Annotated in this window: 17 protein-coding genes; 15 read left to right on the top strand and 2 right to left on the bottom strand. The window is 35.9% G+C overall.

Going from position 1 to position 19,267, the window contains the following annotated elements:
* Positions 1–102: 102 nt before the first annotated feature.
* The 4 genes from pheS (at position 103) to ACSVDA_RS10075 (ending at position 4,482) form a co-directional block, all read left to right on the top strand.
* Entirely contained in the window at positions 103–1,137 is a 1,035-nt protein-coding gene (gene pheS / locus ACSVDA_RS10090; RefSeq protein ID WP_485882869.1) for a phenylalanine--tRNA ligase subunit alpha, read from the top strand.
* Between the two features lie 15 nt (positions 1,138–1,152).
* Positions 1,153–3,567, top strand: coding sequence for a phenylalanine--tRNA ligase subunit beta (pheT, locus tag ACSVDA_RS10085; RefSeq protein ID WP_485882867.1), 2,415 nt, complete (start codon positions 1,153–1,155; stop codon positions 3,565–3,567).
* A gap of 172 nt (positions 3,568–3,739) precedes the next feature.
* Positions 3,740–3,883 (top strand): hypothetical protein, encoded by a 144-nt coding sequence (locus ACSVDA_RS10080; RefSeq protein ID WP_485882865.1) that lies wholly within the window; start codon positions 3,740–3,742, stop codon positions 3,881–3,883.
* A 56-nt stretch (positions 3,884–3,939) separates the two neighbouring features.
* Complete coding sequence (locus ACSVDA_RS10075) at positions 3,940–4,482, top strand: complement C1q domain-containing protein (RefSeq protein ID WP_485882863.1); 543 nt, start codon at positions 3,940–3,942, stop codon at positions 4,480–4,482.
* A 168-nt stretch (positions 4,483–4,650) separates the two neighbouring features.
* On the opposite strand, the gene rnhC is transcribed toward ACSVDA_RS10075, so the two are convergent.
* A complete protein-coding gene (gene rnhC / locus ACSVDA_RS10070) occupies positions 4,651–5,601 on the bottom strand; it encodes a ribonuclease HIII (RefSeq protein ID WP_485882861.1) in 951 nt (316 codons plus the stop codon).
* Between the two features lie 388 nt (positions 5,602–5,989).
* Here rnhC and zapA point away from each other — a divergent pair, with 388 nt between their 5' ends.
* The 10 genes from zapA to trxA all read left to right on the top strand — a co-directional run bounded on the left by zapA (position 5,990) and on the right by trxA (position 16,688).
* On the top strand, positions 5,990–6,250 hold the full coding sequence (zapA, locus tag ACSVDA_RS10065; protein ID WP_320207694.1) for a cell division protein ZapA: 261 nt from the start codon (positions 5,990–5,992) through the stop codon (positions 6,248–6,250).
* 7 nt (positions 6,251–6,257) lie between these two features.
* Positions 6,258–6,800 carry a CvpA family protein gene (locus ACSVDA_RS10060; RefSeq protein WP_485882859.1) on the top strand — a complete coding sequence of 181 codons (543 nt, stop codon included), beginning with the start codon at positions 6,258–6,260 and terminating at the stop codon, positions 6,798–6,800.
* 591 nt (positions 6,801–7,391) lie between these two features.
* Positions 7,392–9,107: a DNA polymerase/3'-5' exonuclease PolX gene (polX, locus tag ACSVDA_RS10055; RefSeq protein WP_485882858.1), complete on the top strand. Its 1,716-nt coding sequence runs from the start codon at positions 7,392–7,394 to the stop codon at positions 9,105–9,107.
* Positions 9,108–9,152: 45 nt separating this feature from the next.
* On the top strand, positions 9,153–11,510 hold the full coding sequence (locus tag ACSVDA_RS10050; protein ID WP_485882856.1) for an endonuclease MutS2: 2,358 nt from the start codon (positions 9,153–9,155) through the stop codon (positions 11,508–11,510).
* Positions 11,511–11,521: 11 nt separating this feature from the next.
* Positions 11,522–11,929, top strand: a complete 408-nt coding sequence (locus tag ACSVDA_RS10045; protein WP_320207697.1) for a DUF350 domain-containing protein — start codon at positions 11,522–11,524, stop codon at positions 11,927–11,929.
* A 399-nt stretch (positions 11,930–12,328) separates the two neighbouring features.
* Positions 12,329–12,922, top strand: coding sequence for a fatty acid metabolism transcriptional regulator FadR (fadR, locus tag ACSVDA_RS10040; protein WP_320207698.1), 594 nt, complete (start codon positions 12,329–12,331; stop codon positions 12,920–12,922).
* Between the two features lie 220 nt (positions 12,923–13,142).
* Positions 13,143–13,916: an enoyl-CoA hydratase gene (locus ACSVDA_RS10035; protein ID WP_485882853.1), complete on the top strand. Its 774-nt coding sequence runs from the start codon at positions 13,143–13,145 to the stop codon at positions 13,914–13,916.
* 51 nt (positions 13,917–13,967) lie between these two features.
* Entirely contained in the window at positions 13,968–14,741 is a 774-nt protein-coding gene (locus ACSVDA_RS10030; protein WP_485882851.1) for an electron transfer flavoprotein subunit beta/FixA family protein, read from the top strand.
* Positions 14,742–15,114: 373 nt separating this feature from the next.
* The gene (locus ACSVDA_RS10025) at positions 15,115–16,092 is read left to right on the top strand and encodes an electron transfer flavoprotein subunit alpha/FixB family protein (protein ID WP_485882849.1); all 978 of its coding nucleotides are present in this window, start codon (positions 15,115–15,117) and stop codon (positions 16,090–16,092) included.
* Positions 16,093–16,373: 281 nt separating this feature from the next.
* The gene (gene trxA, locus ACSVDA_RS10020; RefSeq protein ID WP_320207702.1) at positions 16,374–16,688 is read left to right on the top strand and encodes a thioredoxin; all 315 of its coding nucleotides are present in this window, start codon (positions 16,374–16,376) and stop codon (positions 16,686–16,688) included.
* A gap of 149 nt (positions 16,689–16,837) precedes the next feature.
* Here the strand turns inward: trxA and ACSVDA_RS10015 are convergent, their stop codons facing one another.
* The gene (locus ACSVDA_RS10015; protein WP_485882847.1) at positions 16,838–17,452 is read right to left on the bottom strand and encodes a cupin domain-containing protein; all 615 of its coding nucleotides are present in this window, start codon (positions 17,450–17,452) and stop codon (positions 16,838–16,840) included.
* A gap of 359 nt (positions 17,453–17,811) precedes the next feature.
* On the opposite strand from ACSVDA_RS10015, the gene ACSVDA_RS10010 reads away from it, so the two are divergent.
* The gene (locus tag ACSVDA_RS10010; protein ID WP_485882845.1) at positions 17,812–19,020 is read left to right on the top strand and encodes a hypothetical protein; all 1,209 of its coding nucleotides are present in this window, start codon (positions 17,812–17,814) and stop codon (positions 19,018–19,020) included.
* Positions 19,021–19,267: the final 247 nt, after the last annotated feature.

The raw sequence follows: 19,267 nt of genomic DNA, 5'->3' as shown, positions 1-19,267 counted from the left end.
TATGCCCGAGATTGCATGGCTATTTCATTCGAGGGAGATCGCACTATAATCTAGCGCTTGCTAGAAAGTGTGAAGCTTGTTAATTAAAAGGAGGTATAAAACATGCAAGAACGATTAAAGGAGCTTCAACAAGAAGCAATTGAAAAAGTTAACTTAGTAGAAGATTTAAAGCAATTAAATGATATTCGTGTCCAATATTTAGGAAAGAAAGGCCCTATTACAGAAGTATTAAGAGGTATGGGTAAGCTATCGGCTGAAGAAAGACCTAAAATGGGGGCTTTAGCGAACGAGGTAAGAGAAGCAATTCAAACTGCATTAGAAGAAAAGAAAACAAAACTAGAAAAACAAGCTGTCGAAGAGCAATTAGCATCCGAAACGATTGATGTCACGCTGCCAGGTAGACCAATTACTGCTGGGAATCCACATCCTTTAACGGTCGTTATTGAAGAAATTGAAGATTTGTTCCTTGGTATGGGTTATACGATAGCAGAGGGGCCAGAGGTTGAGCAAGATTACTATAATTTTGAAGCATTAAATCTACCTAAAGGACATCCTGCCCGTGATATGCAGGATTCATTCTTTATATTAAACGATATTTTACTTCGGACACATACTTCACCAGTGCAAGTAAGAACGATGGAAAAGCATCAAGGTAAAGGTCCTGTGAAGATTATTTGTCCAGGGAGAGTGTATAGACGAGATACCGACGATGCAACACACTCGCATCAATTTATGCAAATTGAAGGACTTGTAGTTGATGAAAATATTAGCTTAAGTGATTTAAAAGGTACGTTAGAAGTATTCGCAAAGAAAATGTTTGGTGATGAAAGGGAAATTCGTCTTCGTCCTAGCTTTTTCCCATTTACAGAACCATCGGTTGAAGTTGATATTTCATGTATGAAATGTAGTGGTAAAGGTTGTAACATATGTAAAGGTACAGGCTGGATTGAAGTACTAGGGTCAGGGATGGTGCATCCAAACGTGCTTGAAATGGCGGGTTTTGATTCGAAAAAATATTCAGGTTTTGCCTTTGGAATGGGTCCAGACCGAATCGCGATGTTGAAATACGGAATAGATGACATACGTCACTTATATACAAATGATCTTCGTTTCTTAAAACAATTTAACCGAGCTTAATGAGGAGGGATAAACATGTTAGTCTCATATAAATGGTTACAGCAATATGTCGATGCATCTGCTGTAACACCTGAAGAACTTGCAGAAAAATTTAATCGTACTGGTATTGAAGTAGAAGTAGTAGAATCTTTAAATAAGGGCATAAAAAATGTTGTCGTTGGTCATGTGTTGACAAAGGAACAGCATCCAAATGCTGATAAACTAAGCATATGTAGCGTTGATATCGGTGATAGTGAACCTGTTCAAATTATTTGTGGTGCAGCAAATGTCGCTGCAGGACAAAAGGTAGCCGTTGCAAAAGTAGGTGCGGTATTACCTGGAAACTTCAAAATTAAAAAAGCGAAGTTAAGAGGCGAGGAATCCCATGGGATGATTTGTTCACTTCAAGAGCTAGGAATTGAAGCGAAGGTCATTCAAAAAGATTATGCAACAGGTATCTTTGTTTTTCCTAACGATGTTGAAGTTGGTAGTGACGCACTCGAACAGCTTAACTTAGATGATCATGTGTTAGAGTTGGAGTTAACAGCGAATCGTTCTGATTGTTTAAATATGTTAGGTGTAGGGTATGAAGTAGGTGCAATGTTGGGGAAAGAGGTTGAACTTCCTCGCTTTCAACTAGAGGAAAGCAATGACATGGCTTCAGATTTAGTTTCAGTGAATATTGAAGATCGTGACGCTAATCCACTATATATTGCTAAGGTAATAAAAAATGTCAAAGTAGGTCCATCGCCTCTGTGGTTACAAACTCGTCTTATGGCAGCGGGTATTAGACCGATCAATAATGTAGTTGATATTACGAATTATGTCCTACTTGAATATGGTCAACCGTTACATGCGTTTGATTATGACCGTTTTGGTTCAAAAGAGGTACTTGTTCGTCGTGCTACACCTGGAGAGGAGCTTACAACGCTAGATGATGTAAAACGCCCATTAACAGAAGATGATCTTGTCATTACAAATGGAAATGAGCCTGTAGCGCTTGCTGGGGTTATGGGTGGAGCTGATTCTGAGGTACGTGAAGATACTACAACGATTTTATTGGAAGCTGCTTACTTTAACAGTGGTGTCGTACGAAGTAGTTCTAAAAACCATGGATTAAGGAGCGATTCAAGTGCGCGTTTTGAAAAAGGTATAGATCCGAAACGAACGCTAGAAGCGGCAAATCGGGCAGCATATTTAATGATGAAATATGCTGGAGGAGAAATCGCTAGTGGTGAGGCCATCAGTGATACATTACAACTACAACCTGTTATCGTGTCGGTGTCTGTCCAACAAATCAATCGTTTACTCGGGACGTCAATTTCGAATGAAGAAGTTGCTAGCATTTTTCATAATCTCCAGTTCTCATATACTGTAGATAATGATGTTTTTGTTGTCACTGTTCCAACAAGAAGGAACGATATTTCAATTCCAGAAGATTTAGTTGAAGAAGTAGGGAGATTATACGGTTATGATAATGTCAAATCGACTCTCCCTATTGGTGAAGCTAGACCAGGTATATTGACTCCTTATCAAGCGAAACGTCGTAAAGTACGTCGCTATCTTGAAGGAGCAGGCTTATATCAAGTAGTGAATTACTCATTAACAAGTGAGGATAAAGTGAAACAGTTTGCTTTAGAAGAGGCAGAGCCTGTGCGTTTAGCTATGCCGATGAGTGAAGAGCGCAGCTTGCTACGTTTAAGTTTAATACCTCATTTACTTGATGTAGTAAAACATAATAGTGCTCGACAAATTGAAGATATTGCAATTTATGAAACAGCATCGGTATTTGTATCATCAGATAAAAATGTACTGCCAAATGAAAAGGAACATGTTGCTGGAGCATTGACTGGCCTTTGGTCATCCCACTTATGGCAAGGTGAGAAGAAAGCAGTAGATTTCTATGTCGCAAAAGGTGTTTTGGATGGCTTATTTAGCCACTTAGGTTTGGAGGAGCGTATTCAATACAAACAAATAAAACAAGATCTTCTTCATCCAGGAAGAACTGCACAAATCTTACTAGATGGAGACGTATTAGGTATCATTGGACAACTTCATCCAATTACCCAAAATGAGCTTGATTTACAAGAGACTTACGTATTTGAATTGTCATTAGAAAAGCTACTTCAAGCTGAAGTTTCAGAACTTAAATATAATCTCATTCCACGCTTCCCTTCAATTACTAGAGATATAGCACTCGTTGTCAATAGTGAAGTAGCGGTTGGTGATTTAAAGAAACTAATTATAGAATCGGGTGGAGATCTGTTAAAGAATGTTTCAATCTTTGATTTATACGAAGGTGAGCATATGGAGCAAGGCAAAAAATCAGTAGCCTTCTCTTTACGCTATTTGGATCCAGAACGGACGCTTACTGATGAAGAGGTAACAGCTGTCCATGAAAATGTTTTAAAGGCTGTCGAAGATCAGTTCGATGCAAAATTAAGAGGTTAGTTTTGAACTTTCATACTAAACGTGTTAATAAACAGTAACCAAAAGTGTCTCGAGTTATATCGAGACACTTTTTTTGTTAAGGTCTTTTTGTAAAAAATTGTATATGAATCCAAACACATATAAGAATTTTTCATATATATAATTACAACTATGCGAGATGAGAGGTGAGAGAATGGAAAGTGAAAATTGTAAGTGTAAAGTGGTTCCACAACCACCATCTGGCCCACAAGGACCACCAGGTCCACCTGGATTAAGAGGGCTACAAGGACCGCAAGGACTACAAGGAGCACAAGGGCTACTGGTCCACCTGGATTAGATGGTGTTCAAGGAGCACAAGGCGCTACTGGTCCACCTGGATTAGATGGTGATCAAGTGGCACAAGGAGCTACTGGTCCACCTGGATTAGATGGTGTTCAAGGGGCACAAGGAGCTACTGGTCCACCTGGATTAGATGGTGTTCAAGGAGCACAAGGAGCTACTGGTCCACCTGGCCCTGTACCAATGCTTAGTTTTAGAGCAGAAACTGATGGTCAGGATATTCCAGATCCTTCAACCGCTTTAAAAGTAACATTCCCAAATGAAGATTTTGAATTTGGTGGAAACAATTATGATACTAGTACTTCTATATTTACTGCACCGTCGGTTGGTGTTTATCATTTTAGTACATCTATACAAATTGAGACTTCGGATGGTGATGCCCAAACTACTATATATTTAGTACTAAATAGCTTAACTAACATATCATGTCAATCAATTGAGGGACCAGGATGTTGTACTACAGATACGTTAATTCAATTGCAAAGCTTAGATACAATATACGTTACAATAGATTATGATAGCCAACAGAGTGCGAATGGAAGTATTCCAATTAATAGAGTATCATGCCTCACTGGACATATGGTTCATACAACATAACGGAACTTCAAAGAAAGTTATGAATTTGACAAAGTCCCTCGGATCGATACGAGACACTTTTTTATTTGTATGCTCTTCTTCTCGTTAGTTCGTAACTAATGAAAGAAAGGAGCTGTGGTGTTGGTGACTAACAACTTAATATAATGGTTATCCTATCACCGTTTATCTTTATATTAATTTCTTCGCTTTCTCCGTATTTGCGAAATGGTATTTAGTATATTGTTTTAGCTTTTGAATACCTAACTTTGAAATTACTTTCGCAGCTGCTTTGTCAACTTGAGCGCCAGCTCCCTTAGGTAGCTCCATCCCACATTCTTTACTCAATTTAGTCATTTCTTTCAAAAATGCATAACGTGCAATTATTGACGCAGCAGCCACAGCCATATGGATACCTTCAGCTTTCGTACTGAAATAAACATGGTCTTTAACGATTGTTTTCTCTTTTTGTAAATGTTTATAATAAGTCGACGGTTCAGCGAATTGATCAATTAATATCCCGTCAGGCTTCGTTGGTTCAATTTTCTTTAATACGTGTTGAATAGCTCGGTTATGTAGAATAGCTTTCATTTTTCCTTGGGTCATACCACTAGCTTGTAAGTCATTATATTTTTCATTATGTAAAATAAGTAAACTATATGGAATGATTGATATGATGTTTTTTGCAATTGAACAAATCTTTTCATCTGTTAAGCCTTTCGAATCTTTAACTCCTAATTCCTTCAATAACGGAATGTGTTTTGTTTCAACGTAGGTAGCAACTACAGTAATAGGTCCGAAATAGTCGCCAGTCCCTACTTCATCAGAGCCGATAATTGAAAGAGTTGAAATATTATTTGGCGGAGAATACTTTGTTATCGCAGCTCCTTGTGTGGACTTCTTATTAATACTGCTACTGGAAGTTGAAGGGCTGTTTTGTTGTGACTCCCAAAGCTGTGCTTCCTGACTTCCTTCTTTGCCTTGAAATAATACTTTTCCTGAACGATATGCAGTTATAGTAAAAGTTGGTCCTTTAGCTATAAAAATAGCTCCTGGTGGTAAAGCACCACCACTAATATTTTCATAGTGTTTTTTCATTTTATTGATGGTAGCTATATCAACTGTAATAACAGAATTAGCCAACTATAAACAACCCCTTCACAGATTCATTTTATGAAGTAATGCTCTTTTCCTAAATGTTGTTACTATTGATGCTAAAATCGAATAGCTAGATTATAAATGATAGGTATAGTGTTTCAAGCACAAAGGTGTTACGGTTATTGTATTCGTATATCATAGAATACGAAAATACAATGAGGATGAAAGTTATTAAAAAACAGCTAATAGCATCAACTATAATACTCAAGAGGCAAATTCTGAGATTTATATAAATATAGTACCCCATGATCTTTATACCCCCATTATACCTTCATTATACGCTGTATTCATTTCTATTATGGAATTCTTTCCACAACTACTTTATTCATGGTATGATAAAGATTAGGATTTTGATGAAATGGGGGACAACAAGTTGTCAGAGAAATCTAAAACGAGAACAACTGTTGATATATATGGTCAGCAATATTCAATTGTAGGATCAGAGAATACTAGTCATGTGCTAAAAGTAGCTTCAATAGTAGATGAAAAAATGAGAGAAATAGGTAGGAAAAACCCTTATTTAGACGTTCATAAATTAGCGGTGTTAACCGCTGTTAACGTAGTTCATGATTACGTAAAGCTGACCGAAAAATGTGAAAAACTAGAACAACAAGTAAACAAAGAAAAGGATTGAATTTTAAATGCTTGATCTTATTTTAATAATTATTCTTATTGCAGGATTTTTAATAGGCTTAAAGAGAGGGTTCGTGCTTCAAATTATTCACTTCTTCGGGTTGATTGTTGCATTTGTTTTAGCATCAATCTATTATGACACTCTAGCACCCAAATTAATTCTTTGGATCCCATATCCAACAATTGGTGAAGGGAGTGCATTAAATTCTTTATTTGAAAATATGAACCTTGAGGATGCATATTATAGAGCAATCGCTTTTGTTATCATATTTATAATGGTCAAGATCATTATGCAGATTATTGGATCGATGCTTGACTTTGTTGCTCATTTACCGATCTTAAAACAAATAAATGGATGGGCAGGAGCTATTCTAGGTTTCTTAGAAGTTTACATCATCTTATTTGTTGTGCTTTATATTGTAGCATTGTTACCAATTGACTTTATTCAAATGCCTATACAAGATTCATTTGTGGCTAATATGATGATAAAACACACCCCAATTTTTTCATCAATGATTAAAGATCTTTGGTTTGAGTATGTTGCGGGATAAATTTGGAGTGAGATCCGTTTTTAGAGGATAGTTCATCGACCAGTTGTTTTTGGTGTGAATTACCCTCTTTTTGTTTTCGCACTAAGTTATAAACTCTTAGACATCTAACGTTCGTCGCACCTTTTCTGGTTTGAAAATGATGTCAGCTGATAGCGGTTTTAATTTTGTCATTAGAAACAAATTTTACGACAAGAGCTTTTTCTAGTTCGTAGTTGTACATTTTTTGAAAAAAACTGTATTATTTTTATAGAAAAGTAAGGCTTTTCACGATATACGCTCTTATGGTATGTTCAATTTTGTATACACCTTCATATTGGCTAGTCAGGAGCAATTTACGTCATTATTTCTAAAAGGCTGTTTTGGAGTAGTGTGTTATTTTGTATACAAAAAATATACACGAATACCACTAGGTTTCGTGGCATCTATTCTGCTAAAAAAACGATGACTGTTGAGAAAAGCGATATTTTTATCTTTTTTTGAGCAGTAGCAACAAAGTTGATGAAAAGAGCAGCCTTTTAAAAAGATAAAGTAATGATAGCCATGACACTTTTCTTATAGTTAGAAAGAATTAAAGGAGTGGTATCGTTGGAGATGAATAAAAAAGAAATTATTAAGCTACTCGAAACAATTGCAATATATATGGAACTAAAAGGAGAAAATCCTTTTAAAATATCAGCATTTCGTAAAGCAGCATCAGCGTTAGAAAACGATGATCGAAGCCTTTCTTCAATTAATACCTTTACTGATATACCAGGAATAGGTAAAGGTACATCTACAGTCATTTCGGAGTTTATTGAAAGTGGAGAGTCCTCTTTATTAACAGAATTGAAAAAAGAAGTACCAACGGGTCTTATTCCATTATTGAAATTACCTGGGGTAGGCGGCAAAAAAATTGCAAAGCTCTATAAAGAATTAGCGGTTGTTGACGCTGCTTCATTAAAGGAGGCTTGTATTGCAAATAAGGTACAAGCATTAGCCGGATTCGGGAAAAAAACAGAGGAAAAAATCCTTGCTGCTATTGAAGATATGGGCTCTCGTCCCGAAAGGTTACCCATTGCATTCATGCTTCCGATAGCTAATGAAATTGAACAGGCATTAGCATCCATGGACGGCGTGATACAATATTCAAGAGCTGGCAGTTTAAGAAGAATGAAAGAAACAATAAAAGATTTAGACTTTATTATTGCTACAAATGACCGTGATATAGTTAGAAAACAACTTATAGAGCTTAAACATATGACAACTATCATTTCAAATGGAGACACAAAGGTTTCAGTTCAATTACAATATGATTATGAAGTTTCCGTCGATTTTCGGTTGGTTACACCTCTTGAATTTGCGACGACACTACACCATTTCACCGGTTCTAAAGACCACAATGTTCGAATGCGTCAATTAGCAAAAGAACGTGGTGAAAAAATAAGCGAGTATGGTGTCGAGAATATAAATACAGGAGAAACGACGACCTTTTCTTCAGAAGAAGATTTTTATTCTTATTTTGACTTGAATTATATTCCACCTGAACTTCGTGAAGATGGTAGTGAAGTAACTACATCCTTTCATTCAAAAGACTTAATTTCCTTAAAAGATATTCAAGGTGATCTACATATGCATTCGACATGGAGCGATGGTGCGTATTCAATAGAAGAGATGGCAGAAGTATGTAGGGATAAGGGATATAAATATATGGCCATTACGGATCATTCACAGTTCTTACGAGTAGCTAATGGTTTAACAGTTGAACGCTTAAAGGCTCAAAGAGAGGAAATTAGAAGATTAAATAAAAAATATGATGATTTTGTCATATTCGCTGGTGTAGAAATGGACATATTACCAGATGGTACATTAGATTATGATGATTCGGTCATGAAGGATATCGATATTGTTATTGCGTCCATTCACTCTAGTTTTTCTCAACCAAAAGAGATCATAATGGAGAGGTTAACAACAGCACTACATAATCATCATGTTGATATAATTGCTCACCCTACAGGAAGGTTGATTGGGAGGCGTGATGGGTATGATGTAGATGTTGATATGCTAATTGAACTCGCAAAGGAGACTAATACCGCACTAGAGTTGAATGCAAATCCAAACCGTTTAGACCTTTCATCAGATCACCTTCGAAAAGCGCAACAGGCAGGACTGAAGATTGTCATTAATACGGATGCTCATAATATTGAAATGCTTGAGGATATGTCGATCGGGGTATCAACTGCAATGAAGGGTTGGGTAAAAAGCGCAAATGTAATTAATACATGGGACGTAGAAGGTGTTCGAGCTTTTTTACATCGACATGAGAAATAATATTAACATATATTTGACCTCTCTAAGCATAAGGAGGAAAACATCATGCTAGAACGAGTTTTGAAAACATTAGAATTTAACAAAATCAAAGATATATTAGTTACTCATGTTGCTTCTTCACTAGGGAAAGCAAAGGTAGATACGTTAATGCCAGTTACAAAATTTGAAGAAGTAGTTAAATTACAAGAACAAACAGATGAGGCTGTCAAAATACTTCGATTAAAGGGGAATGTTCCTTTAGGAGGTATTTTTGATATTCGATCAAACGTGAAAAGAGCTAAGATAAACAGTACGTTACATCCTGAAGAACTATTGGATATTGCAAATACAATATATGCGGGAAGGCAAATTCAAAAATTTACGAATGATATGATTGAAGATGATCATGACATCCCATATTTTCACGAGTTAAGTTCTGAACTAATTCCATTTAGAGAATTGGAAGACTCAATTAAGCAATGTATAAATGATTATGGAGAGATTTATGATCATGCTAGTTCTAAGCTGCGAACAATAAGACAGCAGTTAAGAACGAGTGAAGCCCGCATTCGTGAAAAATTAGAAAGTATTATTAGGTCGAGCTCAGCCCAAAAAAAGCTATCAGATGTTATTATTACAATTAGAAATGATCGTTTTGTTATTCCGGTAAAGCAAGAATATCGGAGTTCTTACGGTGGTATCGTTCATGATCAATCTTCATCTGGTGCAACATTGTTTATTGAGCCGCAAGTTGTCGTTGAACTAAATAACCTTTTACATGAGGCAAAAATAAAAGAGAAGCAAGAAATTGAGAAAATACTGCATGAATTAACGGTAAATGTAGCAGAAGAAGCTGATGGGTTACTACATAATATTGATATACTAGCTGAAATTGACTTTATGTTTACAAAGGCAAAATATGCTCGCAGTATCAAAGCATCAAAGCCAGTGATGAACAATGATCGTTATATTAGATTGGTTAAAGCAAAGCATCCATTAATTGACCCTGATGAAGTGGTACCTAACGATATAGAGTTAGGAAAAGACTATTCTACTATCTTAATAACTGGACCAAATACTGGGGGTAAAACAGTTGCGCTAAAAACAATCGGCTTATGTACGTTAATGGCACAGTCTGGGCTGCAAATTCCAGCTGAAGATGGATCTGAAATGTCTGTATTCTCCTCGATTTATGCAGATATAGGTGATGAACAATCTATAGAACAAAGTTTAAGCACTTTTTCGTCACATATGGTAAATATTGTAGGTATTTTACAGCAGTTTAATAGTGAAAGCCTTGTGCTGTTTGATGAGTTAGGAGCGGGAACAGATCCACAGGAAGGTGCGGCATTAGCTATTTCTATATTGGACGAAGTCTACCAAAAAGGAGCAAGGGTGGTAGCTACGACACACTATCCAGAGCTTAAGGCATATGGATATAATAGAGATGGAGTGATTAATGCTAGTGTGGAATTTGATGTAGAGACGTTGAGTCCTACATATCGTTTGCTTATTGGAGTTCCTGGGAGAAGTAATGCTTTTGACATATCAAGACGTTTAGGCTTAGACGAACAGGTCATATATCGAGCTAAAAAGCAAATTAGTACTGAAAGTAATACTGTGGAGAATATGATTGCTTCCTTGGAAGATAGTAAAAAGCATGCGGAAGAGAAGCTAGAGGAAGCTGAGCGACTTAGGAAAGAAGCAAAGGATCTTCATAAGAAGCTTGAAGATCAAATGACTGAGCTTGCTAGTCAAAAAGATGTGATATTCGAACAAGCAGAACAAAAAGCTCGTGAAACTGTTAATATTGCAAAACAAGAAGCAGAATCGATTATTGGGGATTTACGTAAAATCCAAAAGGAACAATATGCACAGGTGAAAGAGCACGAGCTTATTGATGCAAAGAAACGACTTGAAGCTGCAGCTCCAAAGCTCAATAAAAGCAAGAATAATATCATTCGCAAAAAGAATGAACAAAGCCTCCAACCTGGTGACGAAGTGAAAGTAATTAGCCTTGATCAAAAAGGTCATTTACTAGAAAAGGCTTCATCGAAAGAGTGGCTAGTGCAACTAGGAATTATGAAAATGAAAGTGAAAGAATCAGATCTTCAATATGCTAGTCGCCCAAAACCGATAGAAACGAAGCCTCTTGTAGCAATCAAAGGAAAAGAGTACCATGTCAGCCTTGAATTAGATTTACGAGGTGAAAGATTTGAAAATGCGATACTTCGTGTAGAGAAGTATCTTGACGATGCAATACTCGCTGGATACCCACGTGTTTCTATCATACATGGAAAAGGAACTGGCGCTCTCAGAAAAGGAGTTCAGGACCTTTTGAAAAATCACAGAGCTGTTAAAAAAGTTCGTTATGGTGAGGCGAGTGAAGGTGGTTCAGGAATTTCTATTGTAGAATTGAAATAGGGGGAGCGAATATGAGCTCATTTTGGGAAAATGAACTTGTGCAAACAGCAGCATATTACAGTGTTGTTGTGCTTTCAATTATTATATTTTTAGCGATTTTTGAGATTGTAACAAAGTATAAAAATTGGGAACAAATAAAGAAAGGAAATATTGCTGTTGCCATGGCTACCGGAGGTAAGATTTTCGGTTTAGCAAATATTTTTCGTTTTTCTATCGGCCATCATGATTCTTTACTAACGATGATGGGGTGGGGACTTTTTGGTTTTATATTACTCCTAAGTGGTTACTTTATTTACGAATTTTTAACACCAATGTTTAAAATTGATGAAGAAATTGAGAGCGATAATAGGGCTGTCGGTTTTATTTCAATGATTATTTCAGTAGGATTATCCTATGTAATCGGAGCAGGGATAGGTTAGGAGAGATTAGTAAGAATGGAAACTTTAGCAAAAGTTCTACTTGTATTATGTGGAATCTTTGTATTAATAGGCATCATATATATGCTTTTCTTTACGGGGTAAGAAAAGGATAGCTATTCTATGTAAGTGTAATATACAATAATATTTAGTACCCTTTCACATGAGTATACTGTGAAAGGGTCTATTTAGTCACTATATACTTGACAAGAAAAACGGTCCTGTTTTATTATTAAAATATGAATGATGATTCATTCATTTAATGAGGTGAGTGTTCAAAAGGAGGATAAGAAGGTTAGAAGAGCAGGGCGTGAAACTTGTTGTATTACATGGACTGTTGTAACGTCCAAAAGCGTCATTTTACCATTCTTTTTGAACATCCTTTTGAAGGGACGAGTTATAGTGAAGCGTAACAAACCGAAATACAAGAAAATCATTGATGCAGCTGTAATCGTAATTGCAGAGAATGGCTATCATCAAGCTCAAGTTTCAAAAATTGCAAAACAGGCTGGGGTTGCAGATGGAACTATATATTTATATTTTAAAAACAAAGAAGATATATTGATATCTTTATTTCAAGAGAAAATGGGGAGTTTTATAGAAAAAATTAGTGAAGAAATTGCAGGAATGGAATCAGCTAAAGAGAAATTATTACTGTTGATTGAAAAACATTTCAAATTATTATCAGATGATCATCATTTAGCGATCGTTACTCAGTTGGAATTACGTCAATCTAATAAAGAGATACGTGTGAAAATAAACGATGTGTTAAAAGGCTATTTAAAAGTATTGGACCATATAATACTTGCAGGAATCGATAGAGGTGAATTTCGCAAAAATTTAGACATACGCTTAGCCAGACAGATGATATTTGGAACGATTGATGAAACAGTAACATCGTGGGTAATGAATGATCAAAAGTACGATCTCGTGACATTAGCATATCCTCTGCACCATTTAGTAGTTAGCGGATGTGGGTCAACTGAGATTAGTTAATTAAACAAATGGTCAAAACTGGTCGTTCTATTCCAGTTTTGACACTGCAAAAGGCTTGTCTTCACACACATATATAAGTGAACTACTATGGTTTTATGATCATTTCCTTGAAATGAAAAAATTACTAAATGTATAAAACCTCGCTTTGCTGTTGTAGTATCAAAATATAACAAAAAAAGATGTGAAAAGAGCCTTTAAGCAAGACAAAAGGGGTGAACGTATGGAATATACAAAATGTCATATAGCAAACTATGTCGCAACAGTTTCTCTGGATCATCCTCCAGCGAATGCTGTGTCATCTTTAGTTTTGAAAGAGCTTTCAAAAAGATTAGATGACTTAGAAAAAAATGATGATGTGAGGGTCATTTTATTACAAGGTGAGGGGCGCTTCTTTTCCGCAGGAGCTGATATAAAGGAATTTACGACTGTAGAGAGCAGTGAAGAGTTCTCAGTCCTATCAGAAGCTGGTCAACAATTATTTGAAAGAATTGAGTTATTTTCAAAACCTGTTATTGCAGCAATTCATGGAGCTGCGCTTGGAGGAGGTTTAGAGCTTGCAATGAGCTGCCATATACGCATTGTAACTGACAACGCAAAGCTTGGATTACCAGAACTTCAATTAGGTTTAATACCAGGTTTTGCAGGTACACAGCGTTTACCACGTTATGTAGGTACTGCTAAGGCAGCTGAATTGATGTTAACGAGCGAGCCAATTTCTGGTTTGGAAGCTGTAAAATTAGGCTTAGCTAACCACGCGTTTCCTGAAGAAGTTATGTTAGAAGAAGCTAGTAAACTAGCTTTAAAAATAGCTGCAAAAAGTCCAATATCTGTTTCAGCTGTAATTGAATTATTAAAATACACAAAAGCTGATCAATACTATTCTGGAGTTAAGCGGGAAGCAGAGCTTTTTGGAAAAGTTTTTGCAACAGAAGATGCTAGCGAAGGTATTAGTGCATTTCTAGAAAAAAGGGCACCAACTTTTAAAGGAAAGTAACAATAGTTTGAGATGTTAAAATATTTTGAAGAGTAAATTGGAGGGAATAGAATGAACATCTATGTATTATTAAAAAGAACATTTGATACTGAGGAGAAAATTGTTATTTCAAATGGTGAAATAAATGAAGATGGGGCTGAATTCATTATTAACCCTTACGATGAATATGCTGTTGAGGAAGCAATTCAAATTCGAGATGAGCATGGTGGGGAAATAACTGTCGTAACTGTTGGGGGAGAAGAAACTGAAAAGGAACTTCGAACAGCGTTAGCAATGGGATGCGATAAGGCTGTATTGATTAATACAGAAGAAGATTTAGAAGAGAGCGATCAATATTCAACTGCTAAAATAATTGCAGAGTATTTAAAGGAACAGGAAGTTGACTTAATTTTAGCAGGGAATGTAGCAATTGACAGTGGCTCTGGTCAAGTTGGTCCACGCGTTGCAGAAATACTTGGGATGCCATATGTTACTACAATAACAAAACTAGACATTGATGGTAATAAAGCTACAGTTGTTCGTGATGTAGAAGGAGATTCAGAGATTATTGAAACGACATTACCATTACTTATCACAGCTCAACAAGGTTTAAATGAGCCACGTTATCCATCACTTCCAGGTATTATGAAAGCTAAGAAAAAGCCGTTAGAAGAGCTTGAATTAGATGATTTAGATTTAGATGAAGACGATGTAGCTCCAAAAACGAAAACAATTGAAATATATTTACCGCCTAAAAAAGAAGCAGGAAAAATATTAGCAGGCGACATTCCTGATCAAGTAAAAGAACTCATATCGTTACTACATTCTGAAGCGAAGGTTTTATAAATTCGTTATTAAGTAAAGGCTCTTATCATAAACTTAGTTTCTATAGTTCTTAATCTAGAAGTTAAAGGTGTCATTTTATTCAATAATCATCTTTTAATAGAAGAAAAGATGCCACGCAATTTAGTTGTATTCGTGTTTAACTATCAATACGAATAACAACAATCTATACACAAAAAAGCCTAGGTAAATGAGGATTGCATGGAAATTATTAAAGATGGCAAGGGTTGACTTTGGTTGGAGTAGGGGTAACATGTGCCATGCTCCAGCATGCATTACCTAGTGATCACTTAATCATTTCTACATGAAGGCACTTGTCGGGGGAGATCAAACCGCTTGTGCTATCTTAAAAATAGTGTATTCGGGAGGAATAAAAATGGCTAGAAAAGTTTTAGTACTAGGGGAAGTTCGTGATAACACATTACGTAATGTGTCGTTCGAAGCGGTTGCAGCGGCAAAAACAGTTGCAGAAGGCGGCGAAGTAGTTGCAGTACTAATTGGAGATGCTGTATCAAGTGTAGCTAATGAAATGATCTATTTCGGTTCAGACCGTGTTGTTATAGTAGAAGATGAAAAATTAAATGCATATACTACAGATGGCTTTTCTCAGGCACTTCTTGCTGCAATTGAGGCTGAGCAACCAGACGGAATCGTGATAGGACATACCGCTCTAGGTAAAGATTTAGCACCTAAAATTGCGAGTAAACTTGACAGTGGGTTAATATCTGATGCAACTGCTGTGGAAAGTGTAGGAGGGAATATTGTATTTACACGTCCTATCTATTCTGGTAAAGCATTTGAAAAGAAAATTGTAACTGATGACAAAATCTTTGTTACAGTACGTCCAAATAACATTGCTCCACTAGAAAAGGATGAAGGTAAAACTGGTGAAGTTTCTTCATTATCAGTTGATATTAAGGACCTCAGAACAATTATTAAAGAAGTCGTTAGAAAGGCTTCCGAAGGAGTAGATTTGTCAGAAGCTAAAGTAGTTGTAGCTGGTGGTAGAGGTGTAAAAAGTGAAGAAGGATTTGAGCCATTAAAAGAGCTAGCAGATGTACTTGGCGGGGCAGTCGGTGCTTCACGTGGAGCTTGTGATGCTGAATACTGTGACTATTCGTTACAAATTGGTCAGACAGGAAAAGTTGTCACACCTGATCTATATATAGCATGTGGAATTTCAGGCGCTATTCAACATTTAGCAGGTATGTCTAATTCGAAAGTTATCGTTGCAATTAATAAGGATGCAGAGGCAAATATCTTTAATGTAGCAGACTATGGAATTGTTGGTGATTTATTTGATGTTGTTCCGTTACTAACAGAAGAATTTAAGAAATTAAAAGTTCTTTCATAAATTTAAACACCAAATGGTGTAGTCATAAAATAATCTTTTGACATGTGCTAAAAGGACTTTCCCTGTGTTTACTAAATAAGTAACAAGGGTGAAGTCCTTTTTACAATGCTAGACGACAGAAAATACCCTTAAAGAAGAAGGTTAGTTAATTCGAAATTTACTGAAGTAAAATATAATCTTGAAGGTAAAAATACAACTGAAGCAAAAAATTAGCATCCAAAACCATACAGTGATATACTTTGATGTATCAAAAGAAGTAGATAATTAGGAGGAAGATAAACATGGCAATTTCACATGTTACTGATCAAAATTTCACAACTGAAACTAGTGATGGAGTAGTACTAGCAGACTTTTGGGCACCATGGTGTGGACCTTGTAAGATGATTGCTCCAGTACTTGAAGAGTTAGATCAAGAAATGGGAGATAAAGTTAAAATTGTTAAGCTTGACGTTGATGATAACCAAGAAACTGCAGCAAAATTTGGTGTAATGAGCATCCCAACATTATTAGTTTTCAAAAATGGTGAAGTAGTTGATAAAGTGGTTGGTTTCCAACCTAAAGAAGCGTTAGCTGATTTATTGTCAAAGCACGTTTAAGCGATAAATAATTAAATAAGCAAGGAGATAACGACAAAGTGTATTAGTGTCTTATCTCCTTTTTTTATTTTCCAAGAGTATTTTCATTTTTACTAACGAATGATGATTATTTCGTTAATTTATCTGGTCTGATTTGTCATAATATAGAGCTATTTGTAAGAGTATTCATATTTAATAAAATATGTGGCTTGTTTTACTGGTAACTCAACAGACTCATCTTCATATATATAAACTCGTTTATTTTTATAATCTACAAAAGCTTGCATCTCCTTGTTATACTCCCCTTGGTGCACACCTTCTATTTGAAGAGTGGAGAATGATGAATATTGTGATTCTTCGACTCTTTGTTGGGTTGACCGAATGATACGCTTTTCAATTGGTAAATGAATAACAATTGGATCATCATCCGCTACATATTTATACTCGATTGCTGTTGGTGAAATAAAGAACTCCCGTGGCGATGCAAAAATAAGCAGATGAAGTGGGTTTTTTGTATTATTTTTATAGCCTTGAATAACATTTTTCCATCCTAAAACAAGATCTCCTTCTGTAGCAGTTATCGATTGATTGTTAGATACGTAATATGTCAATTCTCCTGAAAGAACGACTGCGCAGTCTTCTCCAAAGGAGTGTATATGTGGTTTGATCTCCTCTTGAGGTAGTAGGACACATTCGAAAAGTGCCGTACTCTTGGAAGCACTTTTAAAGATGACTTCTAATTTTGAAGCTGAAACAGGTGTATTCACTAAATCTAAAACCTTCATTATATATTCCCCCTTTGAATAATGCTCTTTTTTCTTAAATTAGTTGTTATGATGAGAATAGTAAAGGCGCCACTAAAGCTAGATGTATACATGCCTTTTTATGTAAGGGCGAAAAGCAACAATTAATGCGGAAGCAACCTTGAATAATTTAAGCTTACATAACAAACTTGACTTCAGCCATCGTAAAGAAGGATGAGAATTGTTACAACTATTGGTTGAATTGACTAGTAATCTATAAACTAGCAATCAACCTTTTTATGAAATACCATTGACATTGAAAATCATTCTCTGTATAATTCAACCTGTAATGAAAATCATTATCAATAAATAAACACAACACATTCAGGGAGAGGTTTTTAGTGAATAAGAAAAAAGTTATTACTTTATTTTCAAGTATAATATTTGCTGGCGGTGTGCTAGCAGGATGTAGTTCTGATACAGAGGAAACATCTACTGATAAAAAAGAAGAAGCATCTGTTGAACAAGTTGAGGAACAACAAACTTCTGATGAAACTGCTGAGGTATCTGTAGAAGATTCGATTACATCAAAGCAAATTGAAGCATATAATTTAATGGTTGAAGAGCTTGGTAATGCAAAAGAAGGAAATCCAGTAGATTGGGATAAGGTAGGTAGCTTATACGAGGCAGACCTTCAAGATGCGGTCGCTGAAACAAATGGTGATTTCGATCAAGCGATTGTAACTGCAAAGGATGCAGCAGCAGCAGGTGAGCTAGATGCAAATATTGCCAAACAAATAATTGATAAATTAACACAATCCTACTTCTATCAAAAGCAAAAGAGTTTACATAAAGATGTGATTGCATTTTTAGAAGAGGAAAAGCAAGCGGATGCTGAATTAGCTTTTGCAGAATTAAAGCTTTTAGCAGAAGAAGTGATTATACCAACAGCTGTGAAACGTGATAGTTACTATGAATTAACTGATACTTCTAGTATGGAACAGAGCATTCTAGCAGGGCTTGCGGCTCAAGAGATTGCATTAAATGAAGGAAATATTGAAGACTTTTCAGTACTTGTTCAATTAACTGATAAATCAATTTACCGTAGCTACTATTTAGCGGCTCAATCTTACGCAGAAAAAATTGAAGCAGCAGTAGCAGAAGGAAATGCTGATGAATTAGACCTAACGATCATGCAAGCTGAAGCATGGGGCTTCTTCCAAGCAATTAAAGGATCTTTATCAGGTGGTGATGAAGCTGCCGCTCAACAGCTAGATGAATTATTCTCTTTAAATATGACAAATCCTGTTGATATTAAAGCAGAGCAAGTACATGACTTATTTACAAAAGCATTTGTAGGGAAATCAAAAGTATACCACGGGAAAGTAGTAACTGCTTTAGAAGAAGGTAACGTGAGTGAAGCGACAATCGAAGCATTAGAAGGAAATATGTTTGTTAAAGCTATCGAGCTAGAGCTTGGAGATGACAGAACAGCACTCATAGAACAAGCAGAAAAATGGTATGATGCAGTTAGCGAGAATAAGGGTGATGAAGCAGCGCCTATTAGTGAATCAATCGTTGCTACACTTGACAAATTAATCAATGAATAACATAGAAGCCGCTTTTTGCGGCTCTTTGTTTGAGAAAAATTACTATTGTTATAAATTGGACAGTAGGATGAGTTTTAAGAGAGCTAAAATAATATCAGAAGTTGAAAAGATGCCACAAATGCTAGATGTTTACGTAATTGTATCTCAAAACGAATAGCAACAATCAATGGCAAAACAGCCTTTCGTAAACTTCGATGCAATTTAAACTTGAGAAAAACGGTTAGGTAAGGTAGGTCATTGGATGAAT

Source organism: Cytobacillus sp. Hm23, from assembly GCF_051842895.1.
Taxonomy (GTDB): domain Bacteria; phylum Bacillota; class Bacilli; order Bacillales; family SM2101; genus Nanhaiella.
Note: the sequence above shows the minus strand (reverse complement) of the source record. Positions and strands in the feature narration are given on the sequence as shown.